The sequence below is a fragment of the Anisomitus miae (SeqCode) genome, assembly GCF_054906395.1.
Genome location: NZ_JBRACL010000007.1, coordinates 1 through 11,773, shown reverse-complemented (window position 1 = coordinate 11,773; position 11,773 = coordinate 1). Strand labels below are relative to the sequence as shown.

General features: G+C 32.7%; 14 protein-coding genes. 13 read left to right on the top strand and 1 reads right to left on the bottom strand.

Translation table 11 applies throughout. The features are described 5' to 3' along the window. Window positions 1–65 precede the first annotated feature (65 nt). The 3 genes from acpP to AALI31_RS04715 all read left to right on the top strand — a co-directional run bounded on the left by acpP (window position 66) and on the right by AALI31_RS04715 (window position 1,515). Window positions 66–299 (top strand): acyl carrier protein, encoded by a 234-nt coding sequence (acpP, locus tag AALI31_RS04725; RefSeq protein ID WP_489885390.1) that lies wholly within the window; start codon window positions 66–68, stop codon window positions 297–299. Between the two features lie 78 nt (window positions 300–377). Continuing rightward, window positions 378–1,070, top strand: coding sequence for a ribonuclease III (rnc, locus tag AALI31_RS04720; protein ID WP_489885389.1), 693 nt, complete (start codon window positions 378–380; stop codon window positions 1,068–1,070). 184 nt (window positions 1,071–1,254) lie between these two features. Continuing rightward, a complete protein-coding gene (locus tag AALI31_RS04715) occupies window positions 1,255–1,515 on the top strand; it encodes a stage V sporulation protein S (RefSeq protein ID WP_005806504.1) in 261 nt (86 codons plus the stop codon). 40 nt (window positions 1,516–1,555) lie between these two features. Here AALI31_RS04715 and AALI31_RS04710 read toward each other — a convergent pair whose 3' ends face one another. Continuing rightward, window positions 1,556–2,377, bottom strand: coding sequence for a TIM barrel protein (locus AALI31_RS04710; protein WP_489885388.1), 822 nt, complete (start codon window positions 2,375–2,377; stop codon window positions 1,556–1,558). Between the two features lie 148 nt (window positions 2,378–2,525). On the opposite strand from AALI31_RS04710, the gene mnmM reads away from it, so the two are divergent. The 10 genes from mnmM to AALI31_RS04660 all read left to right on the top strand — a co-directional run. Next, window positions 2,526–3,062, top strand: a complete 537-nt coding sequence (gene mnmM / locus AALI31_RS04705; protein WP_489885387.1) for a tRNA 5-(aminomethyl)-2-thiouridylate-methyltransferase MnmM — start codon at window positions 2,526–2,528, stop codon at window positions 3,060–3,062. Between the two features lie 7 nt (window positions 3,063–3,069). Continuing rightward, the gene (locus tag AALI31_RS04700) at window positions 3,070–4,287 is read left to right on the top strand and encodes a BaiN/RdsA family NAD(P)/FAD-dependent oxidoreductase (RefSeq protein WP_489885386.1); all 1,218 of its coding nucleotides are present in this window, start codon (window positions 3,070–3,072) and stop codon (window positions 4,285–4,287) included. Between the two features lie 18 nt (window positions 4,288–4,305). Beyond that, window positions 4,306–6,858 carry a bifunctional 4-hydroxy-3-methylbut-2-enyl diphosphate reductase/30S ribosomal protein S1 gene (locus AALI31_RS04695; protein ID WP_489885385.1) on the top strand — a complete coding sequence of 851 codons (2,553 nt, stop codon included), beginning with the start codon at window positions 4,306–4,308 and terminating at the stop codon, window positions 6,856–6,858. 74 nt (window positions 6,859–6,932) lie between these two features. Beyond that, a complete protein-coding gene (locus AALI31_RS04690; protein WP_489885384.1) occupies window positions 6,933–7,520 on the top strand; it encodes a ribonuclease H1 domain-containing protein in 588 nt (195 codons plus the stop codon). A gap of 64 nt (window positions 7,521–7,584) precedes the next feature. Next, window positions 7,585–8,700 (top strand): IMP dehydrogenase, encoded by a 1,116-nt coding sequence (guaB, locus tag AALI31_RS04685; protein WP_489885383.1) that lies wholly within the window; start codon window positions 7,585–7,587, stop codon window positions 8,698–8,700. Window positions 8,701–8,755: 55 nt separating this feature from the next. Beyond that, window positions 8,756–10,291, top strand: a complete 1,536-nt coding sequence (gene guaA, locus AALI31_RS04680) for a glutamine-hydrolyzing GMP synthase (RefSeq protein WP_489885382.1) — start codon at window positions 8,756–8,758, stop codon at window positions 10,289–10,291. A gap of 389 nt (window positions 10,292–10,680) precedes the next feature. After that, window positions 10,681–10,908, top strand: a complete 228-nt coding sequence (locus AALI31_RS04675) for a hypothetical protein (RefSeq protein WP_008705329.1) — start codon at window positions 10,681–10,683, stop codon at window positions 10,906–10,908. Then, entirely contained in the window at window positions 10,901–11,119 is a 219-nt protein-coding gene (locus AALI31_RS04670) for a DNA-binding protein (protein WP_489885381.1), read from the top strand. Before AALI31_RS04675 ends, AALI31_RS04670 begins: the two co-directional genes overlap by 8 nt. Continuing rightward, window positions 11,116–11,247, top strand: coding sequence for a hypothetical protein (locus AALI31_RS04665; RefSeq protein ID WP_489885380.1), 132 nt, complete (start codon window positions 11,116–11,118; stop codon window positions 11,245–11,247). Before AALI31_RS04670 ends, AALI31_RS04665 begins: the two co-directional genes overlap by 4 nt. Before the next feature lie 67 nt (window positions 11,248–11,314). Beyond that, the coding region (locus AALI31_RS04660; protein ID WP_489885379.1) for a tyrosine-type recombinase/integrase at window positions 11,315–11,773 on the top strand (459 nt) is incomplete at its 3' end.

Genomic DNA, 11,773 nt, shown 5'->3' with positions numbered 1-11,773 from the left:
AAATAAAATATTGACTACTAAAGTTTTATAATTTATTATGTTTATGAGATAAACAGGAGGTGATTTTGGTGTTTGAAAAGGTTAGAGCAATTATAGCAGAGAAATTAAATGTTGATCAGGATGAGATAAAATTAGAATCATCAATAGTCGATGATTTAGGTGCAGATTCTATAGATTTGATAGAGTTGATTATGAATCTTGAAGAGGAATATGGTATAAATATATCAGATGAAGAAGCGGTTAAACTTAAGACTGTTGGAGATGTTGTAGATTTTCTAAATTCTCAAATAGATAATTAGTTGGAGTTAGTATGTGGTCGTCTTAAAATCACTGTTTGTGTTTTGAAGGCGACTTTTAAATTTTAGGAGAAAAGAAATATGGATAATACAAATGACGTAATTATTGATAAATTTCAGGATGAAATTGGAATTAGGTTTAATAATTTGCAGATTTTAGATTTAGCATTAACACATAGTTCTTATGCCAATGAACATAATTTATCTGAATATAATGAGAGACTTGAGTTTCTTGGAGATTCGGTTTTGCAATTGTGCATAACAGAATATTTATATCAGAATTGTAAGTATAATAATGAAGGTGATTTAACTAGGAAGAGAGCTGCTATAGTCTGTGAATCATCGCTCTATAAAGTTGGTAAACAGTGGAATTTAGGAAATTTTATAAAACTGAGTAAAGGTGAAATTGTTGGGAGAGGTAGGACTCGTGTTTCTACTATAGCTGATACTGTAGAAGCTGTTATCGCTGCAATTTATTTAGATAGAGGATATGATTTTGTTTGTAAATTTATATTGAAAGTCTTTAAAGACATTATAAATGATAGTGATGTTATAAATTACCTAGATCATAAAACTAGACTTCAGGAGTTTGTACAGTCTAAAACAAGTGATAAAATTAAATATAATCTCATTAAGGAAGAGGGTCCATCACACAGAAAGATTTTTTATGTGCAAGTTGTAATTGGTGAAAAAGAATACAGTTTTGGTAGCGGTAAATCAAAAAAAGAGGCTGAGCAAGTTGCTGCAGAGAAGACTTTAAAAATATTGGAATGACGACATTGAGTTAGATATTTAAATAGTTGAAAATCTAATTGAATGTATAACGTTGATATGAATTCTTCCTAAAATTAAACTCGTAATTTGTAGAAATTAAAATAAAGGAAAAAAAAGGAAATTATAGAAATTATACTAGGGAAAATATTTAACAAAACTTAAGATAATTTTGGGAGGTATACTTATGGAAATTTTAAAAGTATCGGCGCAATCTCAACCTAAAGCAGTTGCAGGAGCTTTAGCAGCAGTATTAAGAGATAAGGCAGTAGCTGAAGTGCAGGCAGTTGGGGCTGGTGCAGTCAACCAAGCTATAAAGGCTATAGTTATAACAAGAGGTTTTGTAGCACCAAATGGTATTGACCTTGTTGTAATACCAGCATTTTCCGAAATTTCAATTGATGGAGAGGAAAGAACAGCGATTAAATTTATTGTTGAACCTAAATAAATTTATATACAGAAAAAAGAGTAAGGCAACTTACTCTTTTTTATAAACTTTCATAAATGTTTTTCATCAATAAAGCATCCTTTTCGAGAATTGGACTCTCGCAGATTATACATCCTTTCACATCATAATTTAAAAAGGCTCTTAAACAATCCTTAATATTAAAATCGCTCTCCTCAAATGGTAAATGATTCTTTTCTCCCTTAGAGGTATACGCAATTCCAGATAAATGGACATGGATATCTTTCAAAGCTTCATCTCCTACATGCTCTCCAATGTACTCAAATATTCTTGCAAAGTCATCATATTGTTTTAAAATTCCAACATATCTGGCATGTATATGTGAAAAATCCACACATAATTTAACATGTTTATGTTTTTTTACAAGACTACATAGCTCCTCTAGGTTTCCAAATTGAGTTTCCTTACCTGTAGTTTCAAGTCTATAGAAATTATTTTCGAGAATTGGAAGTTTTCCTAATTCAATATCAATCGATTCGAATGTCTCCTCTTTAGTAGAATCTAAATAAAAACCCGGATGAAAAATTATATCTGTTCCTCCAACAGAGGCTAGGGCATTGATTCCTTTTGCAAGTCTTTCAATTGATTTCTCCTTTTTATCTTCCTCCTTTGCGTTCATGTTAACAAAATAAGATCCATGGGCCGTCAAATGAAAATTCAAATTTTCACGTATAGATTTAACAGCATCGCGATTTTTATCCGTTATATTTACAGATCTTACAAATGGAAGTTCCATCGCTTTGAGTCCTAGAGAGTTTAAGTATTCAATTCCCGATACATATGTAAACTTTTCTGAACCATCTCCCATTGGAAGTCCAGAAATGCCAAAAATCAATTTATCCATTTAAAAATTTAACTCCTTTTAATATCAAATATCGATTATTATAACATGGAAATTATAAAATCAGTCAAACTGTATAAAAGATTTATTTTTCTTGAATAATTTGTTTGGCTAATCTATAATTAAACTGATTTAAGAATAGGAAAAAATTATGGTGAACTTTTATAAAATAACCGATTTAACTAAACGAATTTTACTTGAGAATGTGGAGAATAAAAATGTTTCTGTTGACTTTACTTTAGGGCATGGAAATGATGCTCTTTTCCTTAGTAGTCATTTTGACATGGTTTATGCTTTTGATATACAGAGACAATGCATCGAGGAATTTCGCAGTATGAATTTGAAAAATGTGAAACTGATTTTGGATACTCATGCTAATCTTGATAAACACATTGACTCTTTTGATTGTGGAATGTACAATTTGGGGTATTTGCCAAATGGAAATAAAATGATTACTACTTTGAGTGGGTCTACAATAATTAGTTTGTCAAAAGCTGTGAACATTATGAACGTTGGAGGATTTATCTCTGTGGTTTTGTATGTTGGTCATGAAAAGGGTATCATTGAAAGTAAAGAAGTTTTGAATTTTTGCAGTAGGCTGTGTAATAAAAGTTTCAATGTAGCTTATTTGAATCTCATAAATAAAAATTCTCCACCTTCTCTCGTTCTTATAAACAAGGTAAGGTAACTTAAAAATGAAGAATGTAGTAGTAATTGGATCTGGTCCAGCAGGAATGATGGCTGCTGTATCGTCAGCAAGGTGTGGACATGAAGTTACATTGGTCGAGGGGAATGACAAATTAGGGAAAAAATTGTACATAACCGGCAAAGGAAGATGTAACGTAACTAATAAAAAGCCTATAGAGAGCTTTTTTGATAATGTTCTTACGAATAAGGACTTTTTGTACAGTGCATTTTATACTTTTGGGAATGAAGATACTATAAAATTCATTGAAGATGGTGGAACTGAACTTAAAGTTGAGCAGGGTGATAGAGTTTTTCCTTTAACAAATAGATCTATAGACATAATTAGAAGTTTTGAAAATCACCTGTATAGAAATAAAGTTAAAATTAAATTGAATTCGAAGGTTTTCAAAATAAATACCAATAATAATTGTATAAAATCTCTATCTTTAACAAATGGTGATGAGGTTTATGGGGATAGCTTTATTTTTGCAACTGGAGGAGCTTCTTATCCTTTAACCGGGTCAGATGGAAAGATTTTTAGTGAGTTCAAGAGGATAGGACATACTGTTGTTAAATTAAAACCGTCTTTGGTTCCTGTTGAGATTATCGAAAGCTGGCCAATGGAACTTCAAGGGTTATCCATGAAGGATTCCAAGATTACTTTGTATAAAAATGGTAAGAAGGAGATTTCATTTCAAGGGGATTTTATATTTACTCATTTTGGACTTTCAGGTCCTATAGTTTTAAAAATAAGCCGATACATATTTGAGGGGAATAAGTATTCTATGGAAATAGATATTAAACCTGCTCTAAATGAGAAGGAATTAGATCTAAGAATTCGAAGGGATTTTGAAAAGTTTAAGAATAGGGATTTTAAAAACTCATTAGATGATTTATTACCTCAAAAGTTTATATCTGTCATGATAGATCTTACAAAAATTTGTCCAACAAAAAAGGTTAATTCCATTACTCGTGAGGAGAGGAAGAGAATCGTTGAGTGTTTTAAGCATTTGTTTGTCAATGTGAAGTGTTTGAGGCCTCTTAGCGAAGCGATTGTTACTAGTGGTGGAATTGATGTTGAGGAGGTGTGCCCTAACACAATGAGGTCAAAAATTATAAAAAATCTCTCTTTTGCTGGTGAGGTTATGGATATTGATGCTTTTACTGGTGGATATAATGTTCAGATAGCAATATCAACTGGATTTTTAGCTGGTAATAATGTTTAGGAAGGAACGATATAGTTTATGAAAATATCAATAGCCATTGATGGACCTGCTAGTTCAGGTAAGAGTTCCATTGCAAATTGTTTAGCTGAAAGGTTTGGATTTAAATATGTAAATACTGGTTTATTGTATAGGTTAGCTGCTTATGTAGCTATGTGCGAAAACATAGATATTTACAACGATGAAAATAGACTCATAGATATTTTAAAAAGGTCGTCTGTATCTGTGTTTAGCGATCGAGTTGTATTTAATGGGAAGACTTTAGGCATTGAATTGAAGAGTCAGTATGTTGATTCCAATGTATCTCGTGTTGCAAGTTTGATAAGAATACGTCAGATGATAAATCAAATACTTAGAGGTATTAAGTTTGAAAATGGGATTATAATGGATGGACGAGATATTGGAACTGAGGTATTAAAAGATGCAGATTTGAAATTTTTTGTGACAGCGAATCCAGATATTAGAGCTAAAAGAAGATATGATGAATTATTGAAAAATGGATTTAAAGTTGAATACGATAAAATATTAAATGAAATTGAAAAAAGGGATTATATAGATTATAATAGGAGTGAAAGTCCTTTAAAGAAAGCAAATGATGCGAGAACTATTGATACTTCTAGCATTAGCTTTAATGAATCTGTTGATGAGGTTTCAAAAGGTATAGTTGATTATGTAATTCCTAAGATGGAGCTTAAGAGAGTTAAGATTGCAGAGAATAATGGTTTCTGTCATGGCGTTTTAAGAGCTGTCGATGAGCTAGGAAAAGTTGTTGAGCGAGAGGATTCTAGAAATATAAGCACATTAGGTGAAATAATTCATAACAAAGAGGTTATAAGGTATTTTCATAATAGAGGTGTGGGTATAGTTCAAGGAGAAGACTTGGACAATTTAAAATCTAGTAGAGACATTCTGGTAGTTAGGGCACATGGCATACCAAAAGATGTAGAGGATATCATAGTTGATAAGAAAATTGAATATGTTGATGCGACTTGTGGAAAGGTTAAACTCATACATAAAAGAGTCAAGGATTATTATGATGACGGGTATGATATTGTAATAGTTGGAAATAGGAATCATCCTGAAGTGATAGGGGCTAATAGTTATTGTAATTATGATGCTAAGTTTTTCTTTGGTGGCAGGTTTGATGGAAAGGTTACATCAAGTAAGGCTTGTGTTTTATCTCAAACTACAGAGAAGTATGAAAATTTTGAGAAGGCAGTGGAATTGGTCAGTGAAAAATATGAGAACGTTGTTTCTTTAAACACGATTTGTGATGCTACGTATCTTAGACAGCGTGATGCATCAGATTTAGCAAAAAACGTTAATTATATGATTATAGTTGGAGATAAGTTAAGTTCAAATTCCAATAAATTGTATGAAGTTTCTAAGAAATACTGTGATAAATCCATAATAGTTGAGAGAGCTTCAGACATAGGTGAAGATATTTTAGAAGATATAATTATTAATAATTATAGTGTTGGGATAACGTCCGGTGCGTCAACCCCAGATTGGATTATGAGGGAGGTAATTTTGATGATAGAGAATAGAACTGGAAGTAATATGAAGATAGGAAGAGTATTGTTAGGAAAAATTATATCTACTAGTGATAAAGAAGTTATTTTGGATTTGAGCGATGGTAAGAAAGCTGTTTTGCCTTTGACTGAGGTAAGTGAAAGTGAAAGAAAGTTTTTTGATGAGATATTTAAGATTGGGGATGATGTTGAAGGAAAAGTGATTTCTTTAGGTAATTCTGAAGGAAATGTTGTTTTGTCTAGGCTTGAGGTATCTAGAGAAAAGTTCTTAAACATGCTTGAAGAGAAATTTAACAGCGGTGATAGGATACTTGTTTTGGTGAAAGAGGATGTTAAAGGTGGAGTTATAGCGGAATTCAATGGTATTAAATTGTTTATACCGGCATCTCATTTGGACTTTGTACATATCGAAAATTTAAATGAATTTGTTGGGAAAGAATTAGAAATTAAAATTTTGGAAATGAAGGAAGAGAAGAATCAGTTTAAGATTATTGGATCAAGAAGGGCTGTTCTTGAGGAAGATAAAAAAATTAAAGAAGCTCAAATTTGGAATAGTTTGGTTTTAGGAGACGTAGTTGAGGGTGAAGTAAAGAGAATAAACACTTTTGGGGCGTTTATTGATATCAATGGTGTTGATGGTCTTCTTCACATATCGGAGATATCTTGGGGAAGAATTGATAAAGTTAGTGACGTTATAAATATAGGAGATAAGATTAAGGTTAAGATCATTGGGATTGATATAGAGAATCAAAAATTGTCTCTCAGCATGAAGGTGCTAAAAGATGATCCTTGGTCTAATGTTGATGAAAAATATCCTATTGGTGCTGTTGTTTTAGGTAGAGTTGTGAGGTTTGCAGAGTTTGGTGCTTTTGTAGAGTTAGAACCAAATATAGATGCGTTGGTTCATATATCACAAATAAGTCATAAAAGGGTTAATGATATTAGAGAATTTTTAGAAATAGGTCAAGAAATAAAGGCAAAAATTGTTGAGATAAATAAAGAAAATAAAAGGATTGAATTGAGTATAAAGGTTATAGAATAGGATTTAGGCTTAGGGGTGTTCTGCTCTTGAGCTTTTTTGTTAGGGGAACATTATGTGGATATAAATGGAGGAATATGTTTTTGGTAAAAAAGTTTTATGCAGTGAAAAGAGGATATAATTCTGGGATTTATGAAACCTGGAATGAGTGCAAAAAGCAAATAGAAGGGTATTCAGGAGCTGTATATAAAAGTTTTAAAAATATAATGGATGCCAAGGAATTTTTATCAGATGAAAATGAAAATATTGATGCTGATTTAGTTGCTTATGTTGATGGAAGCTATGATGAGAATACCAATAATTTTTCATATGGTATGGTAATTTTGCATGAAGGTGAGGAGGTATATTTTTATGAGAAATTTTCTGATGATGATTTGTGTGCGATGAGAAATGTTGCTGGTGAAATTATGGGAGCAATGAAAGCCATGAAGTATTGTTTAGAAACTGGTTTTAAAAATATAGTAATTTATTTTGATTATGAAGGAATTGAAAAGTGGTGCAAAGGATATTGGAAGACTAATAAAATTGGAACTCAAAATTATAAGAGGTTTTATGATTCGATAAAGAACGATATAAATGTGATTTTTAAGAAAGTTAAAGCTCATTCTGGAAATAAGTACAATGAACTCGCAGATAAATTAGCTAAACGAGCACTTAAAGTGTAAATTGTTTATAATTACGTTGTTGATATAGTATAATTTATTTAATTTTTATTTGGAGGATTTTAGTATGGCAAAAATTGTAAAGACGGCTTATACTTTTGATGATGTTTTGCTGATTCCTAATAAATCAGAAATTTTACCTAATCAAGTTAGTCTTAAAACAAATCTTACTAAAGGTATTCATCTTAATGTACCTTTGGTTAGTGCTAGTATGGATACAGTTACAGAAAGTAAAATGGCTATTGCCATTGCTAAAGAGGGTGGAATAGGAATTGTACATAAAAATATGAGTATAGAAGAACAGAGCAAAGAGGTTCAACGGGTAAAGGAATATGATGTCAAATCTATTGTAGGTTATTCGGTATGTAAAAATGGAAAGCTTTTGTGTGGTGCTTCTGTTGGAATTACATCTGACATGATGGAACGAGTTGATTCTCTTGTAAATGTTGGAGTAGACGTTTTAGTTTTGGATACTGCTCATGGTCATTCAAAAGGTGTCTTAGAAGGTGTTCAAAAAATAAAAAATAAATATGAGAATTTACAGATAATTGCCGGTAATGTTGCTACACCTGAAGCAGTTAAAGACCTTATTAATGTTGGAACGGATTGCGTAAAAGTTGGAATTGGACCTGGATCTATTTGTACTACTAGAATAGTCGCAGGAGTTGGAGTTCCACAGTTTACAGCGATTATGGATTGTGCAGAGGAAGCTCAAAAGTATAGCGTTCCTGTTATTGCAGATGGTGGTATAAAGTATTCTGGTGATGTAGTTAAAGCTCTTGCTGCAGGTGCATCATCAATAATGATAGGTTCAATTTTTGCTGGTTGTGATGAGGCACCGGGAGATAAAATTACTTTTGGTGAAAGAGAATATAAAGTTTATAGAGGAATGGGATCTCTTGGTGCGATGAATGATGGTTCTAGTGATAGATATTTTCAAAGTGGTACTAAAAAATTTGTGCCAGAGGGAATTGAAGGAGTGGTACCTTACAAAGGAAGTTTGTCTGAAATTATTTATCAATTAATAGGAGGAATTAAATCTGGAATGGGATATCTCGGAGTAAAAAATGTCAAAGACTTATACAATAATTCAAGATTTGTAATTCAAACATCTTTGGGAATCAAAGAGAGTCACCCTCATGATATAAGTTTGATTAAGGATACACCAAATTATTCAAGTTAGAGATTTGCTATAGTGTGATTATTGCGATTTTATTTTTTAAAGAGGTGTAATTATAATGAAGTGTGATCAAATTATCGTAATTGATTTTGGTAGTCAATATAACCAATTGATTTGTCGTCGAATACGGGAGTTTGGAGTTTATAGTGAGCTTAAATCAAATAAATTAACTGCAAAAGATATAAAAGTCATGAAGAATGTCAAGGGAATCATACTTAGCGGAAGTCCAAACAGTGTTACACAAGATGGAGCTTTCACTTTGGATTCCGAAATTTTGGATTTGGGTATTCCTATACTTGGAATATGTTATGGAATGCAATTGATTACTCATATAAAAGGTGGAGTCGTTGAAAAGGCAAGTCAACGTGAATATGGGAAAATGGAGATTAGTTGTAAAAACAATTCAATGTTGTTTGATAAATTGCCAAGTAATCAAATTGTTTGGATGAGTCATGGATACCAAGTCGTAAAGTTGCCAAAAGGATTTGAGGTTGATGCTAGTAGTGATTCTTGTCCAATTGCATCAGCGTCTTGCGAAGCGGAAAAGATATATCTAGTTCAATTTCACCCGGAAGTTGAACATTCAATTTATGGAAATGAGATTTTGAAAAATTTTATATTCAAAATATGCAAATCTAAAAATAATTGGTCGATGGAAGACTTTGTGGAAGAGCAAATACATAAAATTCGTGATAAGGTTGGGAATGAAAGTGTATTGTGTGCTTTGAGTGGTGGAGTTGATTCTTCAGTAGTTGCAGCACTTTTACATCGTGCAATTGGTAATAAATTGTGGTGTATGTTTATTGACAATGGGTTACTTAGAAAACATGAATCTGAAAATGTGGTAAAGGTGTTTGAAAAAGAGTTCAATATGAATTTTGTAAAGATCGATGCTCAAGAAAGATTTTTGAAGAAATTGAAAGGCGTAAGCGATCCCGAACAAAAACGTAAAATTATAGGAAATGAATTTGTTTATTGCTTTCAAGAGGAGTCATCAAAGTTAAAACATATAAAGTTTTTGGCTCAAGGAACTTTGTACACAGATATAATTGAATCTGGGACAGAAACAGCACAAACAATTAAATCTCATCATAATGTTGGTGGATTACCTGAAAACATGAATTTTGAATTGATAGAACCTCTAAATACTTTATTTAAAGATGAAGTTAGGGAGCTTGGGTTGAAACTTGGGCTTCCAAAGAAAGTTGTATTTAGACAACCTTTTCCTGGACCTGGGTTAGGCATAAGGGTGATTGGTGAAATAACAGATAAGAAATTGAATATTGTACGTGAGGCAGATAAAATTTTCACAGATGAAATAGAGAAAGCTAATCTTAATGAAAAGATCTGGCAATATTTTGCATGTATTACAAATATGAAATCGGTTGGCGTCATGGGAGATGAACGTACTTATAATTATACCGTAGCACTTAGAGCTGTGACCTCAAGTGATGGAATGACTTCTGATTGGGCTAGAATACCTTATGAAGTTTTGGAAATCGTTTCTAGGCGTATCGTAAATGAGGTTGAAGATGTAAATCGAGTTGTATATGATATTACCTCTAAACCTCCTGCTACAATTGAGTTTGAGTAGCGGACTAAATTGCGAAAAAGCCCATAAATAAAGGTTTTGCGGGCTGTCTGGATGTTCCGGTGGAGTGCAAATGGAGTTAAAAAATCTTTTTTTTTCTTTGTTTTCTTTCCGGAGTTATCTGAGATTTTCGCAAAAGTAACTATGCTCAGAAAATATAATTAGTGTGAATATGAAGAACAGTTTGTTTTGATGGAAATATTTTCCGTCAGGGCAGACTGTTTTTTTATACCCTTTTTCAATGATATTAACTCCATGGTTCAGCGATAACACATATGGAAACTGTAAAATTAAAATAATTTGCTAAATTTCGGAAAATGATGTCCGATTTTACATCTGCCAGTACAGAGTATATGAAGAGATAAATATTCAAAATACAGGAGGTACTGATTATGCAGAACAAATTATTTTTAAAGGCAGCCGATATATGTGAACTTCTGGAGGTAAAACAGACATCGGCTTATGAGATCATTGGCAATCTGAATAAGGAGCTGGAAGAACAGGGATATTTGACGCTTAGAGGAAAAGTTCCGACAAAGTATTTTGTGAAGCGTTTCTACGGAGTAGAAGATACTTGTGAGATTCCACAGGAAGAGGGAAAGGAATGGTTTCATGCGTAAGAGAAAAATGTATTTATCAGTAGAAGACATTGCAGAACTCTTTGGATTATCAGTTTCGTTTGCTTACCGGGTGGTGGAAAGAATGAATGCCGATCTGGAAAGCAAGAACTATTATGTTATTCTCGGACGGGTGCCAACCCGCTATGTAGAGGACAAGATCTGTGGTTTGGAACATGTTGAGCAATATTTGAAGGAGGATAAAGCGATATGAGTATAGTGCAGGAAAAAATGTATATGGATGTGGATGATGTGTGTGCAATTCTTGGTGTTTCTAAAGCGTATGCCTACAATTTGATGCGAGAGTACAACAAGGAGTTGAAAGCAAAAGGCTATTTGTAGTAGCTGGAAAAATCTCTACCAAATTTTTGGCAGAAAAGATTTACGGAATGAAGGTTGAGGATTAACAATGGGTGTTTACAAAGAAGGAAAGAACTGGAAAGTACAGGTCTATTATAAAGACTGGCAAGGTAACCAAAAGAGAAAACAAAAACGTGGATTCCGGACCAAAGGCGAGGCAAAAGAGTGGGAGCGAGACTTTCTTCAGCAACAGAGCCAGGGTGTAGATATCGAATTCGGGAACTTTCTGGAAATCTACTATAAGGATATGGATGTCAGACTTCGTGAACACACCATGTATACAAAGCGTTACATCATTGACTTGAAGATCAGACCATATTTTGAGAAAAAGATTCTTAGTGAGATTACGGTGGCAGATGTACGTGCATGGCAAAATGAGTTGTTGATGTATAAGGATAAGAATGGAAAAGGCTATTCGCAGACGTATTTGAAAACAATCAACTGTCAGCTGACTGCAATCTTCAACTATGCTATCCGATATTATAACGTCACTAACTTTATCAATTCT